We start from the raw sequence: 19,306 nt of genomic DNA, 5'->3' as shown, positions 1-19,306 counted from the left end.
CTTCGGACTCCAGTTGGCCTCACCATTCGTGAGGCAGTCAAGACTGAGAGGTCGGAGGTTATCCGAGGCCGGTGGAGATCACCAGGGGTGGAAGAGGTGGAAAAACTAAAGATCATGTCGGAGTCCTGAGTGTCCCCGCATTCGTTCCCGACACCTATTTCGTCGGAGGACGCGCATCGAGCGGCCACGACGCTACCGGCAACCCCGGGGAACATGTGCGAATCCTGTCCGGACGCTTCTCCGTTTACACAGGTCGTGGCGCCCGGGGCCGTGCGGCGTCACGCCCCCTCGGCCCCGGTAGGGTGGTGGCCATGCTCGACGCACTCCGGCCGGCGTCGGGCGAGGACCGGCCGCAGCGCTCGCAGCGGCCGTGGGGTCCGCAGCGGCCGTGGGGCCTGGCCGGCCGGTGCGCCCGGATCGCCGGGTCGCGCCCCTTCGAGATCGTAATCGTCGTCGTCATTCTGGCCAACGGGGCGGTGCTCGGCGCCGAGACGTACTCCGAGCTGGGGCCGGGGCGCGGGGTGCTGAGCTGGCTGGAGTGGGCCTTCCGGGCCGCTTTCGTGGCCGAGATCGCCATCCGGATGGCGGCGTACGGTCGTCGGCCGCTGGACTTCTTCCGGCATGGCTGGAACGTCTTCGACTTCCTGGTGATCGCGGCGATCTTCATTCCGGGTCTGCACGGCGACTCCGCGCTGTTGCGAATCGTACGGGTGGCCCGGATGGTGCGGCTGGTGCGCTTCTCGCCCGGTCTGCGCACCATAGTCGCGGCGCTGTGGCGCAGTCTGCCGGGCGTCGCCGGCTTCCTCGCGTTGGCCGGGGTGACCCTCTACGTGTACGGGATTGCCGGCTGGCTCATCTTCGGCAGGGCCCAGCCGGAGCAGTACGGCGACATCGGCCGGTCGCTGCTGACCCTGTTCGTGCTGCTCTCCCTGGAGACGCTGCCGGACCTCGTCGAGCAGGGCATGGCCCTGTCTCCGTGGACATTGGTCTACTACGTCAGCTACGTCATCATCACCGTGAACCTGTTGCTCAACATCCTGATCGCGGTCATCGTCAACTCGATGGAGGAGGCCCGCCGCCTGGAGATGACCGAGCGGCTCGGGCCCGGCTACGACGAGGACGGCGACGGAGTGCCCGACGAGTTGGACCGGATCGCGCTCACCCAGCGGCTGGACGACCTGCGGGCCGTCATCGGCGAGCTGGAACGGGAGCTGCGCATCGACCGGGACGACCGGCCACCCCGACCGCGCCACGGCCCGGGCTGACCGGGCCGGCGGGCCGGAGCGGGGCCGGCGGGCCGGAGCGGGGCCGGCGACCGGGCGGGTAGGGTGCGGCGGGCTGACGACCGATGGAGGATGACGTGGCGCACACGACGACGGTGGACGTGCCGGTGGGCGACGGCGTCGCCGACGCGATTCTGGCCCGGCCGGACGGCGACGGCCCGTTCCCGGCCGTGCTGTTCTTCATGGACGTGTTCGGCCTGCGGCCCCGGCTAATCGAGATGGCCGAGCGGATCGCCTCCCGGGGGCACGTCGTGCTGGCGCCTAACCTGTTGCATCGGGCCGGCCGGGCCCCGCTGTTCGACCTCTCCTGCCTGAACGACCCGGCGGAGCGCGGCCGGGCCGTCGAGCGGATCATGCCGCTCGTCGCCGCGCTGACCCCGGAGGTGGTGGCCGGGGACACGGCGGCCTACCTGGACTTCCTGGCCACCCGGGCCGACGTCGCGCCCGGACCGGTGGCCGTCACCGGCTACTGCATGGGCGGCATGAATGCCCTGCGCGCCATCGAGGCGCATCCCGACCGGATCGCCGCGGTGGCCAGCTTTCACGCGGGCCGGGTCGTCACCGACGCGCCGGACAGCCCTCACCGGGGCGTCGGCTCCGTGACCGGCGAGCTGTACTTCGCCCACGCCGACCAGGACCGGTCCATGACGCCCGAGCAGATCGCGACGCTGGAGGCGGCGCTCGAGGTGGCCGGGGTCCGGCACCGCTCCGAGCTGTACGTCGGTGCCGCCCACGGGTTCACCATGGCCGACACCGCCGCCTACGACGAGCGGGCCACCGAGCGGCACTGGGCCGCCCTGTTCGACCTGCTGGACCGCACCTTCCGCGGCTGAGCGACGTCGAGAAGGTGGGGATCGGTTTCCGGTGTCCCGCGGCACCCGCCGACCCTTCGGACGCCGCGACGAACGTCAGTGTTTGGCTCACCCCGCCGGGCCGGGAGACGATGACCGGCATGACGAATCTCGGCGTGGTGTTCCTGCCGCAGTCGCCGCCGGAGCGGCTGCGCGACATTGTCCTGGCCGCTGACGAGGCCGGGCTGGAGGAGCTGTGGCTCTGGGAGGACTGCTTCCTGGAGAGCGGGGTCGCCATGGCGGCCGCCGCCCTGGCCTGGACCGAGCGGGTCCGCGTCGGGGTGGGCCTGCTGCCGGTGCCGCTGCGCAACGTGGCGCTGACCGCGATGGAGGTCGCCACCCTCGAACGGCTCTTCCCCGGCCGGTTCCGCGTCGGCGTGGGCCACGGCGTGCAGGACTGGATGGGGCAGGTGGGTGCCCGGGTCGAGTCGCCGTTGACCCTGCTGCGGGAATACCTCACGGCGCTGCGCGCGCTGCTGGCCGGGCAGCGGGTGACGACCGGGGGCCGGTACGTGCAGCTCTCCGAGGTGGCGCTGGACTGGCCTCCGCCGGCCCCGGTGCCGGTGCTGGCCGGGGCGACAGGACCGAAGTCCATGCGGCTGTGCGGCGCCGTCGCCGACGGCGTGGTTCTCACCGGCGGCACCACCCCGCAGGGGGTTCTCCACGCGCGCGCCCTCGTCGACGAGGGCCGCGAAGAGGCCGGGCGGCCCGGCCCGTACCCGGTCGTCGTCTACCTGCATGCGGCCATCGGCCCGGACGCCGACGCGCGGTTGGAGCGGGAGCGGGAACGCCAGGGCTACTCGACGATGGCGGACCGGGCAGTCTCCGGCGACGCCGAAGCGGTGGCGGCCGGGCTGCGGCGGTGGGCCGAGGCGGGGGCGGACACGATCGTCCTGCAACCGACCCCGGACGATCCCGACCCGGAGGGCTTCGTGCGCTTCGTCGCCCGAGACGTCCGTCCGCTGCTGGCCTGATCGACGCACCGGCCGGGGCGCGTCCGGGGCCCGGTCCGACGCCGCCTGGCACGACCGGATCGCTGCCGTTGAGCGCGGCCTCGACGCCCGGCTTGTCGCCGAGGAGGCACCCCGGCGGGACTGCTGGCCCGCGGTCCGGCTCGGTGTGATGGCCGCGCTGCTACGGGACAAGTTCGACCGGCATCCGGCGATGGCGCAAAAGCTAAGGGAAACCGGCGACGCCCGGCTGCTCTACCGCGATTGGGGGTCGCGGTACTGGAGATCGGACGGCGCCAACTGGCTGGGGCGGCTGCTGGAGCTGGTGCGTTCGGAGCTCGCGGGGCGGTGAACGGGATCACCGGCCCGGAAAGGTCCGGGCCGGTGATCCCGGAGCCGCTCGGTCAGCGACCCTGGAGGGCTTTCACGTTGTTGCCGAAGGTCCAGCTCTTGGAGCCGTCCCAGTTGATCGACCAGGTCATCAGGCCCTTGATCCCGCTGACGCTGTTGTACGCCTGCGACACCAGCGACGGGCTCATGTAGCCACCGCCCGCTCCGGGCTGCGCGGGAAGGCCGGGCACCTGCTTGTCGTACGGAACCTTGATCGTCACGCCTTGGATCGTCAGCCCGTTGTTGAGGCACTGGGTCTGCACGGTGAAGCCCTGCACGGTGCCGGCCGAATAGGAGTCGCCGGAGCAGCCGTACATCGAGCCGTTGTAGTACTGCATGTTCAGCCACCACAGCCGGCCGTTGTCGGCGTACTTCTTGACGATCGGCAGGTACGCGCCCCAGATCGAGCCGTAGGTGACGCTGCCACCGGTGACGTACGCGGTCTCCGGCGCCATGGTGAGGCCGAACCCGGCGGGCATCTGGGCGAGCACGCCGTCGATGATGCGGATCAGGTTCGCCTGCGACGTCGAGAGTTGGTTGATGTTGCCGCTGCCGGTCAGGCCGGTCTCGATGTCGATGTCGATGCCGTCGAAGTTGTAGCGCTTGAGGATCGGCACGATGGTGGCGACGAACCGGTCGGCGACGGTCGCCGAGCCGAGGTCGATGCCGGCCGCCGCGCCGCCGATGGACATCAGGACGGTGAGGCCGGCGGCCTTGGCCCGGCACATCTCGGCCGGGGTGGGCACCTTCACGGTGACGTCCATGCCGTCCTCCCACAGCGCGGTGCCGTCGGCGCGGATCACCGGGAACGCGGTGGTGACCACGTTGTATCCGTGGGCGGTGATCCGGGAGTCGGTGATCGGGATCCAGCCCAGCGGCGGGTGCACGCCGTTGGCCGCGCCGTCCCAGTTCTCCCAGTAGCCCTGGAGCACCTTGCCGGCCGGCCTCGGCTTGACCGCGCAGGTCTCGCCCGGCGGGGACGTGGTCGGTGGGGGCGTGGTCGGTGGAGGCGTGGTCGGCGGGGGTGTGGTCGGTGGAGGTGTGGTCGGTGGGGGCGTGGGCGTGGGGGTGGGGGTGGGGGTGCCGTCGCAGACCCCGAGGTCTTTCCAAAGGGCGGGCGCGGCAACGGGGTTCCAGCCCGCGCCGGCCGGCGGGGTGTGCGTCACGAGGGCCTGGTAGAGCCGGCCGGCGTAGCTGACCCGGGTGCCCGCCGGATAGCTGGTGCCCTCGGCCCAGCCGGGGGCGGAGCAGGCCACGGCGGCGGCCCTCGCCGGGTCGGTGGCCGCCGCGGCGAGACCGCCCGTGGCGCTGAGGGCCCCGGTGGCGACGGCCAGCGTCGCCCCCGCCAGCAGGGCGGTGGCCCCGCGTCGAAGTCTCATGACATCTCCTCTCGTCGATGGGCGGGAGCGTATCAGTAAAGAATGTTAAATAAAAAGAGGCGTTGCTATCGATCTATGTCGATGAATACGCTGACCCGGTCCCCGCTCACCCCGTCACCCAGTGGAGCGTGACTCATGCGTCTGTCCAAGGTGTCCCGGATCCTCGCCACCCTCGCCGCTGCCGCGATGGCGACGCTCGGCCTCACCGCCGTGCAGGCCGCGCCGGCCTCCGCCGCCGTCCGCAACGTCTGCTACAACACCAGTCAGGCTGGCCCCTTCGCCAGCTACGCCAACCAGGCCGCCACGATCTGGAACAACTACACCAACAACATCAACATGGCCCAGTGCGGCTCGAACCTGATGATCTACTACACCACCGGCGGCGGCTCGTACGCCCAGCGTACGAGCCTCGGCAACGGCCGCGTAGTCATCGACACCATCCAGGCCCAGCAGTACAGCCCGCTGCGGATCATGACCCACGAGATCGGGCACATCCTCGGTTTGCCGGACAACTACAACGGCAACTGCGCCCTCCTGATGTCCGGCGGCAGCGCCGGCACCTCCTGCACCAACCCGTACCCGAGCGCCGCCGAGGCCGCCAGGGTCGACTCGTACTTCGGCTTCGCGCCCCTGAGCGTGACCGGCGCCGGGGTCTTCACCGGCAGCTGGCCGGCCCCGGCGACCGTCGGCGCCCAGCGCTGACCTGACCCCCGCCCACCCACCACCGGGGCCGGGCTTGGCGCGCCGCGCCGGGCCCGGCCCCACCCCGCTTCCAGCACGTACGGCCGGAGGGCGTGCGGCCTGGGAGCGGTGTGGCGACTGGTCAGCGGTCCGGGCTGTCGGCGGGGGCCATCACCCGCAGCGCGTTGGCGGCCAGGCCGATCCGGATCGGGGTGTGACCGCACAGCTCGCCGTCGACCTCGACGCGCGCCGGTCGGTCGGTCTCCAGCCACAGCTCGCCGACGGCGAGGAACGGGGCCTCGGTCAGCGTGCGGCGGTGACCCGTCGCCGCGTTGCGGGCCGTGTCCCGCAACAACTCGCGTCGGGTCGGCCCGCCGACCGGGTACGCGACCAACAGTCGGTCGTCGGCGTCGGCGTCCGCCGTGATCGGCCGCCCGGCGTGGAAGCCGCCGTTGGCCACGTAGATCTGGTGGGTGTGGAACTCGTGCGTCGTTCCCTGCGTGCGGACGGTGGCCCGCAGCGCCCGGTGCCGGGCCAGCAGCGCCAGCGCGGTGGCCGGGTACGCCAGCCGACCGGTGACCCGCTTCAGCGCCGGTGGCGTTCGGAGCATGATGTCGGCGGACAGCCCGACGCCGACGTGGTTGGCGAACGGCACGTCCCCGGCCAGCCCCAGGTCGACGTCGATCACCTTGCCGTCGGCGAGGACCGCCACGGCGGCGTCGAGGTCGAGCGGGAGACCGAGGGTGCGGGCGAAGTTGTTCGTGGTGCCCAGCGGCAGCAGACCCAGGGCGACGTCGCGGTGGGCGAGCAGCCGCGCGGCGGCACTCTGCGTGCCGTCGCCGCCGCCCGCCACGAGCAGGTCCGGCCCGAGGGCGAGGGCCTCCTCCAGGCTCTGTTCCAGCTCACCGGGGCGGTCGGTCGGGTAGCAGCCGAGCAGGGTGAAGCCGGCCTCCACCAGCCGGGTGCGGGCGTGCTCGTAGAGCCGGCGGCCCTGGCGCGAACGGGCGTTCACCACCAGCGCCGCCCGCCGCTGTCGCCGGATGGCCGCGCCCAACTCCTGCTTCGTCCGCATGGGTGCCGACCCTATCTCCGCCCGGTGAAGACTCGGCAGCTACTCGCGGCACGGGGCAGCGGATCGGCGCTGATGACGGTAAATACATCAGGCATGACGAACACTATCGACCGTCGTACCATCCTGCGGATGGCCGGCGCGTCGGCCGGCACGGCTGCGCTCGTGGGCGCCACCATGTCCGGCCAGGCCCCCGCCCGCGCGGCCGGCGGGGCCTTCCGGCACGGCGTGGCCTCCGGCGACCCGCTGCCCGACGGCATTCTGTTGTGGACCCGGCTGACGCCGACCGACGCGGCGCAGCCCGGCTCCGGTGTCGGCCCCGAGGCGATGGTGACCTGGCAGGTCGCCGCCGACCCCAACTTCTCCACGGTGACGGCGCAGGGCACGCTTAGCACGGGACCGGCCCGCGACCACACCGTGAAGGTGGCGGTCACCGGCCTGGCCCCCGCCACCACCTGGTGGTACCGGTTCGGGTACGCGGGGGCGTGGTCGGCGACCGGGCGGACGATGACCGCGCCGCCGGCCGACGCCGACATCGACCGGCTCCGCCTCGGGGTGGTCTCCTGCTCGAACTGGGAGGCGGGCTACTTCTCGGCGTACCGGCGGCTGGCCGACCGGGGCGACCTCAACCTCGTCGTGCACGTCGGCGACTACCTCTACGAGTACGGCACCGGTGAGTTCGACGCCGGCGGCACGGTGGTTCGCCCGGTCCTGCCGGCGCACGAGGCGCTGACCCTCGCGGACTACCGGATCCGGCACGCGCTGTACAAGACCGATCCGGACCTCCAGGCGCTGCACGCCTCGGTGCCCTGGGTGATCACCTGGGACGACCACGAGGTGGCCAACGACCAGTGGTCCGGTGGCGCGGGGAACCACACCCCGGGAACCGAGGGCGACTACGCCGACCGGGTGGCCGCCGCCCGGCGGGCGTACGTGGAGTGGATGCCGGTGCGCACCGGCGTCGACGAGGCCATCTACCGGCGGCTGCGCTTCGGGAAGCTGGTCGAGCTGTCCATGCTGGACCTGCGGACGTACCGGTCGCAGCAGGCGTCCGGCACAGCCGTCGACGATCCGGCGAGGACGATCACCGGGGACGCCCAGATGTCCTGGCTCAAGAACGGCCTGGCCGCCTCGACGGCCCGGTGGAAGCTGGTCGGCAACCCGGTGATGATCGCCCGGCTGGACGTCGGCGCGCTCCCCGCCTGGCTGCTCGGCCCGCTCGGCAAGCTGCTCGGCATTCCCGAGAACGGCGCGGCGCTCAACGCCGACCAGTGGGACGGCTACAACGCCGACCGCAACGAGCTGGTCAACCACCTGCTTGCCACCGCAACCCGCGACGTCGTCTTCCTGACCGGCGACATCCACACCTCCTGGGCCAACGAGGTGACCACCCGGGCCACCGGCGGGTCCGCCCCGATCGCCGCCGAGTTCGTCGTTCCGTCGATGACCAGCGACAACATCAACGACTTCCTCGGCCTGCCGGAGCGCAACCCGCTCAGCACCCTGGGGGCCTCGCTGCTGCGGGCGACCAACAAGCACGTGCGCTGGACGGAGCTGGACGGCCACGGCTACGGCGTTCTGGAGGTGACCCGGCAGCGGTGCCGGATGGACTGGTACCACCTGGCCGACCGGACCCGGCCGAACAGCGCCAGCCGGTGGGCGGCCGGCTGGTCCGTTGGGGTCGGCTCGTCGGTGCTGCGCCAGGAGGCCGCGCCCCCGGCGTAGAGCCCGTCGCGGGGCGGGCGTGATCGATCCGCCCGCCCCGCATCCCGCCGCCGATCCCCGGCGCCCCGTCCCGGCCACCGGAGGCGTGTCGGGGATCGGCGGGTCAGCGGCGGCCCAGGGCGCGGCGGAGGTTGCCGCCGTGGACGTCGGCGGTCTCGGCGGCGGTGAGCCCGCCCAGCCCGACCGGGTGCAGCGTCTGGGCGAACGACACGTGGTCCAGGCTGGGGGAGAAGTCCGAACCCCAGTACAGCCGCGCCGGGCCGAACCGGTCCAGCACCAGCTCGACGAAGGGCCGGGCGGCGGCGTGCGGGTACGCCTCGGCGGGGTCGCTGACGGCGTACAGGCCGGAGAGCTTGACCCCGACGTGGGGCAGCCGGGCGAGGCCGGTGAGGGGTGCGAGCCGCTCCTCGGCCGCCTCCGGGGTCGGCACTGTCGCGTGCAGGCCGGGCAGGCCGAGGTGGCTGAGAAGCACCGCGCACCCGTCGAGGGCGGCCAGCGCCCGGCCGAGCCGGCCGGTGGCCTCCGGGGTGGCGTTGAGGCTGATCACCGCCGCCGCGTCGTTGAGCGCCCCGGCCGCCGTCGCGGCCCAGTCGGCGAACGCGTCGGCCGAAGCCGGATCGGGCAGGTACGCGGCGATGCCGGCGAACCCGGCCGACCGGAGTCGGTCCAGCCCGGCGGCGTCGGTGCCGGTGGCCGAAACGTACGCCAGCGGTGCGATCCAGTCGTGCGCGGCCGCGAGCCGCGCCAGGTGCCGATTGTTATCGGCGAACTCCGGCCCGCCCTCGTAGCCGACCACGAGCGCCAGGTCGATGTCGTGTTCGCGGCGCAACGTCTGGTAAATGGCGAGTTCGTTTCCCCCGGCCGGTGACCTTCCGTAGCGGCCCGGGTAGCCGTCGGCGAAGAGGTGCAGGTGTGCGTCGGCGCGTGGCATGGCCGGACCCTAACCGATTCCGGCCGGACCATTGACGCCGGAGGAGCCCTCGCCTAGGTTCTTGTCTCAATTAGGTCCGGATTATCGGCCGCAGGCGAGGGGTGGACCGCGTGGTGCAGGCGCACGAGGATGTTGACGACGATCTGGTACGGCTCCGCCGTCAGTTCCATCAACACCCGGAGCTGCGGTTCATGGAGAACCGGACGGCGGTGACGCTCGCCGGAAGGCTCGCCCCGATCGCCCGTGTCCGGTCCGGAATTGCCGGCACCGGCCTCCTGGCCGAGATCGAAGGGCGTGCTCCGGGCCTCTCCGTTTTACTTCGGGCCGATATGGACGCCTATCCGGTTCAGGACGCCAAGCAGGTGCCCTGGGCATCGGGCAATCCGGGTGTCTGCCACGCCTGCGGACACGACGTGCACATGAGCGTCGTGTATGGCGTCGCGGCCCGGCTCGCGGCCGACCCGCCCGCCAACGGCTCGGTGACCGTGCTGTTCCAACCGGCCGAGGAGATCCCGTTCGGCGAGGAGTCCGGTGCCGCCGCGGTGCTCGCCGACGAGGCGCTGCGTGGCCGGCGCTTCGACGCCGTCCTCGGTCTGCACTGCTGGCCCGACCTGCCCGCGGGCACGGTCGGGGTGGACCGTGCGATCGCGATGGCGGCGAAGGACGCGTTCCGGATCGAGGTGCTCGGCCGGGCCGCGCACGCCGCCACCCCCGCGCTGGGTCGGGACGCCATCCTCGGCCTGGCCGGCATCATCAATATGCTGCACGCTGGAGTGGCCCGCTCCCGTAACCCCCACGAGCTGGTCGCCTTCAACATCGGCACGATCGCCGGCGGGGCCAGCCAGAGCCAGGTCGCCGAGCGCGCGGAGGCGACCGGCACCCTGCGCACCCACGACGAGACCATCCGCGAGCGACTCAAGCAGGTCATTGAGCGGATCGCCCGACAGCAGGCCGCCGCACTCGAGCTGGGCCTGCGGTTCACCTGGGCCAACGAGATGCCCCCGGTGCGCAACGCCGCGCCGCTGGTGGCGCTCGCGCACGCCGAGCTGCCCGGTGTGGTCGAGGTCGCCGATCTGACCGAGCCACCGCTGACCACCGATGACTTTGCCCTGCTCGGCGCACTCGGCCCCAGCCTGTACGTCAAGCTCGGCGTTACCGGCGAGCGGGGCGGGGCGTCGCTGCACTCCGGTGCCTTCGACGTCGACGAACGCTGCATCGGTGTGGGCGTGACCGCCCTGGAACGCCTCACCCGGGCCGTCCTCGCCGGCCGGCTCGCTCCGGCCGCTGCGGTTGCTGCTGCTCCGGCCGTGGGCACCGTTGGCGTCGAGGCGGTCGGGGCATGAGCCGCCCGTCCGTCGCGGTGATCGGCGCCGGGGCGTTCGGCGTCCGGCACCTGGCCGCGTACCGGTCGCTCGGGGTGCCGGTGCGGGCCCTGGTCGAGCCGGACGCCGCGACCCGCCGGCGGGTGGCCGCCGAGCACGACGTGCCCGAGACGTACGCCTGCGTGGCGGATCTGCTCGCGGCCGGCCCGCCGGACGCGGCGTCGATCTGCGTGCCGGGCCCGGCGCACCGCCCGGTGGCCGTGGACCTGCTCACCGCCGGGGTGCCCGTGCTGGTGGAGAAGCCGCTGGCGGCGACCGGCACCGACGCCGCCGCCATCGTGGCCGTCGCCGAGCGCACCGGCGTGCTCTGCCAACCGGGCCACATCCTGCGGCACAGCGCCCCGTACCGGGCGCTGCACGACGCGGTACGCGCCGGACGGCTCGGCGACGTGCTCGCCGTCTCGTCCCGCCGCGACCGGCCCCGGACGCTGAGCCGGATCTTCCCGCGCGAACACCCCGCGTTGCTCACCGCCGTGCACGACATCGACCTGGCCCTCTGGTACGCCGGAGCGCCCGTGGTCGAGGTCCGCGCGACGGCCCGGACCCGACCCGGATCGGCGACCCCGGTCCTGGTGTGGGCGGAGCTGCGGCACGCCAACGACGTCGTGTCGTCGATCCGCAACAGCTACCTGCTCCCCGAGCACACCCCCAACCACATCTCGGACCTGGTCGAGGTGTACGGCACCGACGGTGTCGCGCACGTCGACCTCGGCCATCCCACCCTGCTCATCCAGGGCGAGTCGACCGACGCGCCCGACTGGCTCCTCTCCCCGGTCGACGGTGGCGGAGCGCTCGCCGCCGAGCTGCGGCACTTCCTCGGCCAGGTCGACGGCACCGAACCGACGCCGGTCGTCCCGCTCGCCGACGGCCTGCACGTCGTGCGGGTCGCCGAGGCCGTGGTCGACAGCGCCTCCGCCGGCGGCGCCGTCCGCCGGGTCCCCCCGAGCCCTCACTTCTGACAGGAGCTATCCCGATGTTTCGACGGAGATTGGCCGGCGTCCTCGCCGCCGGCATGGCCGCCGCCGCACTACTGACCGGCTGCGGCGGTGACGACGCCGCCGACGGCGGCCCGGTCACCCTGAAGGTGCTGACCTGGGAGCCGGGTGGCACGGAGTACTGGAAGCAGGTCAAGACCACCTTCGAGGCCGCCCACCCGGACATCAAGCTGGAGATGCAGTCCGTCCCGTTCGACAAGTACCCCGAGGTGCAGGGCCCGTACATCACCTCGAAGTCCGGGCCGGACGTGATGGCCAACAACGCCGGGCTGGAGCTGTTCGACCGGCGCGGCGCGTACGTGCCGCTGGGCGACAAGGCCGCCGAGATCAACAAGGACCTGGTCACCTACAGCGGTGCGTGTGAGGGCTTCGACACGGCCAAGTCCTGCTACGGCGTGCCTTTCTCCTACCAGGGCAACGTCCTCTACTACAACAAGGCCGTCCTGACCGCCGCCGGGCTCGACCCGGAGAAGCCCCCGGTGACCTGGGACGAGTTCGGCGCCGCCTGCGACGCCGTGAAGAAGGCCGGCAAGACCTGCCTGGCCCTCGGCCTGTCCGGCACCTTCCCGGCGTACTGGGACTTCCCCGAGATCGCCCGTAACTACCTCACCGAGGATGACGTCCGGGCCCTGCTCGCCGGCAAGCTGTCCTGGAAGGACCCGAAGCTCGTCGCGGTGCTGGAGAAGCTCGCCGAGATCACCACCAAGGGCTGGGCGAACAAGAACGCTCCGTCGATCACCATGCTCCCGGACGGCGCCGACATCTTCCAGCGCGGCGACGCCGCGTTCGCCGGCACCATCATCTCCGACGCGGTGAACTGGGACGCGTTCGGCAAGGCCCTCGGCGAGGAGAAGCTCGGCGTCACCCGGTGGCCGGCGGTCGACCCCTCCGCGCCGCTGGCGCAGAAGTTCTCCGGCATCGAGGGCGCCGTCTACGGCGTCACCCAGTGGAGCGAGAAGAAGGAAGCGGGCCTGGAGTTCATCTCCTGGCTGGCCGGCAAGGAGAACGGTGAGCTCTGGGTGAAGCTCGCCAAGGGCCAGCCGCTGAACAAGAACGTCGACAAGGCGCTGCTGCCCTCGTCGCCGGCATTCCGCAAGATCCAGGAACTGGTCGCCCAGCCGACCCTGCACGCCGGGGTGATGCTCTCCGGCCCGGAGGCCGACGCCCTGGCCCGTGGCTGGCAGCAGGTCACCCTCGGTCAGCTCACCGTCGACAAGTGGGCCGATTCGATGCAGCAGGCGCTGGAGCGCAGCCCCACGAAGAAGCAGACCAAGTAGTCACCTCCGGGCGGGGCGACGTGGTGTCGCCCCGCCCGGTCCCACCCGGGGAAGGACCCTGATGACGATCTCCACCGCGCCGGTGTCGGAGCCGGTGGCCGACGACACCCCGCCCGCGTCGGCCCGCCGTTCGCCACGGCCCGGGCGGGCCCGGGAGTGGTGGCTCGGTGCCGCGCTGGTGCTGCCCGCCCTCGTGCTGGCCGTGCTGTTCAAGCTGGTGCCCCTCGGGCGGGGCGTGATTACCAGCCTCGAGTCGTCCAGCGGATTCGGCGGCAGCGAGTTCGCCGGGGCGGACAACTACACCCGGATGCTCGACGACCCGATGGTGCTCACCAGCTTCCGCAACGCCCTGATGGTGGTGGCCACCCTGCCGGTGTGGATCGTGCTCCCGCTGGTGCTGGCGCTGCTGATCCACCAGCGGTCGCCGGGGTGGAAGTTCTTCCGGGCCGTCTACTTCGTGCCGTACACCATCGCCCCGATCGTGGTCGGCATCATGTTCCGGCAGATCCTCGCCCCCGACGGGCCGCTGAACGCACTGCTGCGCACCGTCGGCCTGGAGCCGCTGGCGCTGGAGTGGCTCAACGGCCGGTACAGCGCGCTGTTCTCGCTCGTGGCGGTCGCCCTGTGGAGCATGTTCGGGCTCGGCGTGATGACCTATCTGGCCGGGCTGTCCACCATCCCCGAGGAGCTGCTGGAGGCGGCGCGCCTCGATGGCGCCGGGTTCTTCCGGCAGCTGTGGTCGGTGGTCGTGCCGATGCTGCGCCCGACCGTGGCGTACTGGAGCGTGCTCTGCGCCTCCGGCGTGCTGATCTGGCTCTTCCCGCTGATCTACGCGCTGACCCAGGGCGGGCCGGGCGACGCCACCATGCTCCCCGAGTACCTGGTCTTCCTCACCACCTTCCAGTTCCTGGACCGCGGCTATGGCTCGGCCATCGGCATCGCCCTGTTCGTCTTCGTCGCCGTGCTGTCGATCTTCAGCGTGCGGCACATGTTCACAGAGGGGACCCGGAAGCCGCGATGAACCCGCGCCACTCCGCCCGGATCGGGCGTTACCTGCTGACCTTCGCGCTGGTCGTCGTCGCCGTCGCGGCAATCTACCCGCTGCTGTTCACCGTGGTCAGCTCGCTGAAGACGCAGTCCGGCTTCGCCAACGACCCGCTGGGCCTGCCGGGCGGGATCACCCTGGACAACTACCTCGAGGCGTTCCGCCGGATGAACATGCCCCGGCTGCTGCTCAACTCGCTGATCACCACCGTCGGCGGGCTGGTGCTGTCGATGTTCGCCGCGTTGCTGGTCGCGTACGCGGTGACGAAGCTGCGGTTCCGAGGCGGGAAGGTGGTCTTCCTGCTGATCATCGTGACGCTGACCATTCCCAGCCAGGCGATCATCTACCCGCTTTACCAGACGGTGCTGGACCTGGGCATGTCCGGGGAGTACCAGGGCCTGATCCTGGCGTACGCCGCGTTCGGGTTGCCGCTGGGGACGTACCAGCTCGCCGGGTACTTCCAGCAGATTCCCGACGAGCTGATCGAGGCGGCCCGAGTCGACGGCGCGGGACACCTGACGATCCTGTTCCGGCTGCTCGCCCCGATCGCCGCCCCGGCCCTGGCGGCGCTGGCCATCTTCAACTTCGTCTGGATGTGGAACGACCTGCTGCTGCCTCTGGTCATCATGGGTGGCTCGGACAGCAAGACACTGATGGTCGGCGTCTCCCTGCTCAGTGGCCAGTACGACGTGTCGGTGCCGCTGGTCAGCGCCGGCCTGATCGTCGCGCTACTGCCGGTGCTGATCATCTACCTGGTCTTCCAGCGGCAGCTCGTCGCCGGCGCGCTCGCCGGCTCCGGCAAGTGACGGTCCCCGGTACACCCAGGGTGGCCTCCTGTCCACCCGGGCCGGTGGCGCCCCTGCCCCCGGCCCAGCGGGGCGTCCGGTGAGTGCGACCGCCGGGCCGGGGGAGCAGGTCTGCCACCTGTACCGGCTGCACCCCGGCGCGGAGGCCGAGTACGAGCGCCGCCACGCCGAGGTGTGGCCGGAGCTCTCCGCGCTGCTGGATGAGGCGGGCATCTACGACTACGCCATCTACCGGCGTGGCCCGCTGCTGATCTGCGTGCTGCGCACCCGCTGGGGTTTCGCCCGCGCCGGCGCGGTCACCGGCGCCTCGGACGTGCAGGCCCGCTGGACGGCGTCGCTGGCGCACCTCTTCGCCGAGATCGCCGACGCCGACGGCGAGCCCCTGTGGGCGTCGCGCGTGTTCCACCACCCCGGTCACCCGCCGCCTGCCCCCTAGCTACGCCACGTGGCCCGGCGCTCGCCCGCCGGGCCACGTTCCCTGCGGTGAGAGGGGTTCCCTTCTCTACCGGAGGCGTTAACAAGGGGCCCTTCCTTACACCGCGTAGGCGATGGAGCCGTCGGCGCGCAGCGGGATGCGGGTCAGCGGCCGGCCGGTCAGGTCCAGCGGACGGGTGTCGGTCAGGTCGAGGGTGACGCCCAGCCCGGGGGCCTGCGGCACCGGCAGGAATCCGCCCTCGCGGCGGACGCAGGCCCGGGCCGGCCCGTCGGCGAGCTGGTCGTCGATCGGGGAGTACTCCTGGGTGACGAAGTTCGGGATGACCGTGTCGAGCTGCACCGAGGCCATGGTCAGCAGCGGGCCGAGGCAGTTGTGGGTGACCACGGCCGCGTGGTACGCCTCGGCCAGTGCGGCGATCTTGCGGGCGTGGCTGAGCCCGCCGGCCAGCCCGACGTCGGGCCGGACGTACTGGGCGCCGCCCTGGGCCAGCAGCTCCTTGAACTCCCAGATGGTGTGCAGCCGTTCCCCGTTGGCCATCGGCACGCCGAGGGCCCGGCGGGCCACCTCGGCCTGGCTGCTCACGCTGTCGATCTGGATCGGGTCCTCCACCAGCAGGGGGTGGTGCCGGGCCAGCGCCGGCACGACCGCCTCGGCCTGCAACGGGGTGAGCTTGCGGTGCAGCTCGATGAGCAGGTCGACGTCCTTGCCGACGGTGTCGCGCACCGCCGCCGTGGTGGCCTCGGCCTCGGCTACGAGGCGGGCCTGCGACAGGTCGGCGTAGTTCGCCGGCAGCGGGTCGAACTTTACGGCGGTGAAGCCGTCGGTGACGGCGGCGGCGGCCTGGCCTGCGAGGGTCTCCGCACCGGTGCCGCCGAGCAGCAGGTGCAGCCGGATGCGGTCGCGCACCCGCCCACCGAGCAGTTGCCACACCGGCACGCCGAGCCGCTTGCCCAGCAGGTCCCAGAGGGCCAGGTCGACGGCGGAGACGGCGGCGGAGAGCACCGAGCCCCGGAACGGGCCCATCCGGTAGAGGTGGTGCCAGTGGTGCTCGATCCGCCCCGGGTCGGTGCCGAGCAGGTAGGGCCGGAACGTCTCGACCACGGCGTGCACGGCCGTCGGGTAGCCCCAGCAGGCGGACTGGCCGACCCCGGTCAGCCCGTCCGACGCGCGCACCTGGACGAAGTGGGCGTCACCGCGCACCACCGACTGCACCTCGGCGATCTCCATGCCTGCTCCCCAAATTAGAGACCAATAACGGCCACAAACTTGCTTCCGCACTCTTCCATAGCCTTGTACTGCTGGTCTAGGCTCCACAACCAACGAGCCAGAATAAGGCTCAATTATCTCTGGGGGGTGTGATGGGTCTGCTGGACGACTTCCGGCTCATGGCCCGGATCCGCCGGTTCGAGGAGCGGCTGACGGCCCTCAAGGACGCCGGCGAGATCCCGGGCTCGATCCACCTGTGCAACGGCCAGGAGGCCATCCCGGTCGGTGCCAGCCGGGCGCTGCGCGACGGGGACTACGTCACCGCGACCTACCGGGGGCACGGCTGGGCAATCGCCCGGGGCGTCGACCTCACCGGCCTCTTCGCCGAGATGATGGGCCACGACTCGGCCCTGTGCGGCGGCCGGGCCGCCTCGCCGTACCTGTCGGACCCGGGGCGCTGGTTCGTCGGCGAGAACTCCATCGTGGGCGCCGGGGTGCCGATCGCGACCGGCGCGGCGCTCACCGCGCAACGCACCGGCAGCGGGGCCGTGTCGGTGGTCAGCATCGGCGACGGCGCGATGAACCAGGGCAACGTGCACGAGGCGATCAACATGGCCGCCGTGCTCGACCTGCCGCTGGTGCTGGTGGTCGAGAACAACGTCTACTCCGAGATGTCGCCGATCTCCGACATGGTGCGCATCCGGCAACTCGCCGAGCGCGCCCCCGGCTACGGCGTTCCCGGCCGGGTGGTCGACGGCAACGACGCCGACGCCGTCGCCGAGGCGGTCGCCGAGGCCGTGGACCGCGCCCGGGACGGCTCCGGACCGTCCATCGTGGAGGCTATGACCGAGCGCCTCGTCGGGCACTACAGCGGCGACGCGCAGCAGTACCGCCCGGCCGGTGAGATTGCCGCCGCCCGGGAACGCGAGCCGCTGGCCCGCATCCGCCGGGCCGCCGACGCCGCCCTGACCGCCCGGCTCGACGCCATCGACGCCGAACTGGCCGACGAGATCGAAGCCGCCGTCACCGCCGCCCGCGCCGTGCCCACCCCGGACCCGGCGACCGCCAAGGAGCACGTCTATGTCTGAGTCGCTGCGCTACATCCAGGCCGTCAACGCGGCGCTCACCTGGGCCCTGGACAGCCGGACCGACACCGTCTACTTCGGTGAGGACGTCGCGCTGCCCGGTGGGCCGTTCGGCGCCACCAAGGGGCTGCACAAGCGGTTCGGCTCCGACCGGATCTTCGACACCCCGATCTCCGAGACCGGCTTCCTCGGCATGGCCCTCGGCGCGGCCATGACCGGGCTGCGGCCGATCGCCGAGATCATGTACGCCGACTTTTCGTTCGTGGCGATGGACCAGATCGTCAACCAGATCGCCACCATTCACTACTCCAGCGCCGGCCGGTGGAAGGCCCCGCTGGTGATCCGGATGCAGCAGGGCTACTCGCCCGGCGCGTGCGCCCAGCACTCGCACTCGCCGGAGGCGTACTTCGCGCACACCCCCGGGCTGCGGGTGGCGCTGCCGGCCACCCCGGACGACGCGTACCAGATGCTGCGCACCGCGATCGTCAGCGACGACCCGGTGGTGGTCGCGGAGGCCCGGATGCTCTACCCGACCCGGGGCGCGGTGCGCATCGACGCCCCGGTCGAGGAGATCGGCGGGGCCCGGGTGGTCCGGTCCGGCGCCGACGTCACCGTCGTCGCCTGGTCCCGGATGGTGTCGGCGGCGCTGGACGCCGCCGCTACCCTCGCCGAGGAGGGCGTGGACGTCGAGGTGATCGACCTGCGCTGGCTCAACCCGCTGGACTTCGACACCGTCGCCGCGTCGGTGGCCCGCACCGGCCGGCTGGTCGTCGCGCATGAGGCGAACCTGACCGGCGGCTTCGGCGCGGAGATCGCCGCCCGGGCGGCCGGCGAGTGCTTCGCCGACCTGCGTGCCCCCGTCGCCCGGGTGGCCGCCCCGGACGTGCCGATGCCCGCCGCGCCTGCCCTCCAGGCCGTCGTGGTCCCGGAGGCGGCCACCGTGGCCGACGCGGTGCGCCGAACGGTCCGGGCGTGAGCGGCACCACCCCGTCGGTCGGTCCGCGCGGCGACGGCACATCGTCGCCCGGACCGGGCCTGGGCGGCGGCTCTCGGCCGACCGTCCCGTCGGTCGGCCTGCTGGCCGGCCGGCGGGTGGTCGTCGTCGGCGGCGCCTCCGGCATCGGCCGGGCCACCGTACTGGCCGTCGCCGCGGCTGGCGCGGCCGTCGCCGTGCTCGACGCCGACGCCGCCGGCGCGCACGCCGCCGCCGCCGAAGCCCGGACCGCCGGGGCGAGCGCCTGCGCCCTCGGCGTGGACGTCACCGTCGAGGCCGAGGTCGCGGGGGCGCTCGACGCCGCCGCTGCCGAACTGGGCGGCGTCGACGCCGTGCTGCACGTGGCGGGGGTCATGCGCGGCCAGGGGCTGGACGTGCGCGACGTGCCCGTCGAGCTCTGGGCGCGGGTCATCGCCGTCAACCTCACCGGCCCGTTCCTGGTCGCCAAGCACGCCGCCCGGCACCTGAGCCCCGGCGACGGGGTGCTCGTGCTGGTCGGCTCGAAGGCAGGCGTGCAGACCGGCTCCGGATCGGTACCCTACGGCGCGAGTAAGGGAGGGTTGCACGGTCTGGCGCTGACACTGGCCCGACAGCTCGGTCCACAGGGGATCCGCGTGCACGCGCTCTGCCCGGGCGACATCGACACGCCGCTGATGCGGCGGTCGCTGGACGAGGCACGGGCCAACGGCAGCGAGGGCGGGCGGGTCGCCGCGATCGAGGCCACGCTGGGCCGCCCCGAGGACGTCGCCTCGGTGCTGGTGCTGCTGGCCTCGCCGGTCAGTGCCGGCCTCGCCGGCACGATCTGCACGGGCTGAGCACCC

Annotated in this window: 19 protein-coding genes; 15 read left to right on the top strand and 4 right to left on the bottom strand. The window is 72.4% G+C overall.

What is annotated here, in order from left to right; translation table 11 throughout:
- Positions 1–311 precede the first annotated feature (311 nt).
- The 4 genes from SNR22_RS01135 (at position 312) to SNR22_RS01120 (ending at position 3,436) form a co-directional block, all read left to right on the top strand.
- Positions 312–1,265, top strand: a complete 954-nt coding sequence (locus tag SNR22_RS01135) for an ion transporter (protein ID WP_320064349.1) — start codon at positions 312–314, stop codon at positions 1,263–1,265.
- A 95-nt stretch (positions 1,266–1,360) separates the two neighbouring features.
- Positions 1,361–2,116, top strand: a complete 756-nt coding sequence (locus SNR22_RS01130; RefSeq protein WP_320064347.1) for a dienelactone hydrolase family protein — start codon at positions 1,361–1,363, stop codon at positions 2,114–2,116.
- Positions 2,117–2,235: 119 nt separating this feature from the next.
- A complete protein-coding gene (locus tag SNR22_RS01125) occupies positions 2,236–3,108 on the top strand; it encodes an LLM class flavin-dependent oxidoreductase (RefSeq protein ID WP_320064346.1) in 873 nt (290 codons plus the stop codon).
- Between the two features lie 148 nt (positions 3,109–3,256).
- Positions 3,257–3,436: a hypothetical protein gene (locus SNR22_RS01120; protein WP_320064344.1), complete on the top strand. Its 180-nt coding sequence runs from the start codon at positions 3,257–3,259 to the stop codon at positions 3,434–3,436.
- Between the two features lie 52 nt (positions 3,437–3,488).
- Here the strand turns inward: SNR22_RS01120 and SNR22_RS01115 are convergent, their stop codons facing one another.
- Positions 3,489–4,853 (bottom strand): carbohydrate-binding protein, encoded by a 1,365-nt coding sequence (locus SNR22_RS01115; RefSeq protein ID WP_320064343.1) that lies wholly within the window; start codon positions 4,851–4,853, stop codon positions 3,489–3,491.
- A gap of 135 nt (positions 4,854–4,988) precedes the next feature.
- Between SNR22_RS01115 and SNR22_RS01110 the strand changes: the two genes are divergently transcribed.
- Positions 4,989–5,555: a snapalysin family zinc-dependent metalloprotease gene (locus SNR22_RS01110; protein ID WP_320064341.1), complete on the top strand. Its 567-nt coding sequence runs from the start codon at positions 4,989–4,991 to the stop codon at positions 5,553–5,555.
- A 121-nt stretch (positions 5,556–5,676) separates the two neighbouring features.
- Here the strand turns inward: SNR22_RS01110 and SNR22_RS01105 are convergent, their stop codons facing one another.
- Positions 5,677–6,606: a diacylglycerol/lipid kinase family protein gene (locus SNR22_RS01105; RefSeq protein WP_320064340.1), complete on the bottom strand. Its 930-nt coding sequence runs from the start codon at positions 6,604–6,606 to the stop codon at positions 5,677–5,679.
- A 93-nt stretch (positions 6,607–6,699) separates the two neighbouring features.
- Here SNR22_RS01105 and SNR22_RS01100 point away from each other — a divergent pair, with 93 nt between their 5' ends.
- Positions 6,700–8,328, top strand: coding sequence for an alkaline phosphatase D family protein (locus SNR22_RS01100; RefSeq protein ID WP_320064339.1), 1,629 nt, complete (start codon positions 6,700–6,702; stop codon positions 8,326–8,328).
- A 103-nt stretch (positions 8,329–8,431) separates the two neighbouring features.
- Here the strand turns inward: SNR22_RS01100 and SNR22_RS01095 are convergent, their stop codons facing one another.
- Positions 8,432–9,259: an amidohydrolase family protein gene (locus SNR22_RS01095; RefSeq protein WP_320064338.1), complete on the bottom strand. Its 828-nt coding sequence runs from the start codon at positions 9,257–9,259 to the stop codon at positions 8,432–8,434.
- 110 nt (positions 9,260–9,369) lie between these two features.
- Between SNR22_RS01095 and SNR22_RS01090 the strand changes: the two genes are divergently transcribed.
- From SNR22_RS01090 to SNR22_RS01065, 6 genes are all read left to right on the top strand, one after another.
- On the top strand, positions 9,370–10,602 hold the full coding sequence (locus SNR22_RS01090) for a M20 family metallopeptidase (RefSeq protein ID WP_320064337.1): 1,233 nt from the start codon (positions 9,370–9,372) through the stop codon (positions 10,600–10,602).
- Entirely contained in the window at positions 10,599–11,600 is a 1,002-nt protein-coding gene (locus tag SNR22_RS01085) for a Gfo/Idh/MocA family oxidoreductase (protein WP_320064335.1), read from the top strand. The genes SNR22_RS01090 and SNR22_RS01085 overlap by 4 nt, the downstream gene beginning before the upstream one ends.
- Positions 11,601–11,614: 14 nt before the next feature.
- Positions 11,615–12,913 carry an ABC transporter substrate-binding protein gene (locus SNR22_RS01080; protein WP_320064333.1) on the top strand — a complete coding sequence of 433 codons (1,299 nt, stop codon included), beginning with the start codon at positions 11,615–11,617 and terminating at the stop codon, positions 12,911–12,913.
- 61 nt (positions 12,914–12,974) lie between these two features.
- On the top strand, positions 12,975–13,934 hold the full coding sequence (locus SNR22_RS01075; RefSeq protein WP_320064332.1) for a sugar ABC transporter permease: 960 nt from the start codon (positions 12,975–12,977) through the stop codon (positions 13,932–13,934).
- A complete protein-coding gene (locus SNR22_RS01070) occupies positions 13,931–14,764 on the top strand; it encodes a carbohydrate ABC transporter permease (protein ID WP_320064330.1) in 834 nt (277 codons plus the stop codon). The genes SNR22_RS01075 and SNR22_RS01070 overlap by 4 nt, the downstream gene beginning before the upstream one ends.
- 79 nt (positions 14,765–14,843) lie before the next feature.
- Positions 14,844–15,200, top strand: coding sequence for an L-rhamnose mutarotase (locus SNR22_RS01065; protein ID WP_320064329.1), 357 nt, complete (start codon positions 14,844–14,846; stop codon positions 15,198–15,200).
- Between the two features lie 96 nt (positions 15,201–15,296).
- Here the strand turns inward: SNR22_RS01065 and SNR22_RS01060 are convergent, their stop codons facing one another.
- Complete coding sequence (locus SNR22_RS01060; RefSeq protein ID WP_320064328.1) at positions 15,297–16,427, bottom strand: mandelate racemase/muconate lactonizing enzyme family protein; 1,131 nt, start codon at positions 16,425–16,427, stop codon at positions 15,297–15,299.
- Between the two features lie 131 nt (positions 16,428–16,558).
- Here SNR22_RS01060 and SNR22_RS01055 point away from each other — a divergent pair, with 131 nt between their 5' ends.
- From SNR22_RS01055 to SNR22_RS01045, 3 genes are read left to right on the top strand one after another with little or no spacing between them, the layout of a single operon-like run.
- Complete coding sequence (locus SNR22_RS01055) at positions 16,559–17,494, top strand: thiamine pyrophosphate-dependent dehydrogenase E1 component subunit alpha (RefSeq protein WP_320064327.1); 936 nt, start codon at positions 16,559–16,561, stop codon at positions 17,492–17,494.
- Positions 17,487–18,467, top strand: coding sequence for an alpha-ketoacid dehydrogenase subunit beta (locus SNR22_RS01050; RefSeq protein ID WP_320064326.1), 981 nt, complete (start codon positions 17,487–17,489; stop codon positions 18,465–18,467). The genes SNR22_RS01055 and SNR22_RS01050 overlap by 8 nt, the downstream gene beginning before the upstream one ends.
- The gene (locus tag SNR22_RS01045; protein WP_320064325.1) at positions 18,464–19,300 is read left to right on the top strand and encodes an SDR family oxidoreductase; all 837 of its coding nucleotides are present in this window, start codon (positions 18,464–18,466) and stop codon (positions 19,298–19,300) included. The genes SNR22_RS01050 and SNR22_RS01045 overlap by 4 nt, the downstream gene beginning before the upstream one ends.
- The last annotated feature ends 6 nt before the right edge of the window (positions 19,301–19,306 follow it).

Origin of the sequence: Micromonospora sp. RTGN7, assembly GCF_033804645.1 — a bacterium.
Lineage (GTDB): Bacteria > Actinomycetota > Actinomycetes > Mycobacteriales > Micromonosporaceae > Micromonospora.
The sequence above is the reverse complement of the archived record's forward strand: the minus strand, read 5'-3'. Positions and strand labels throughout refer to the sequence as shown.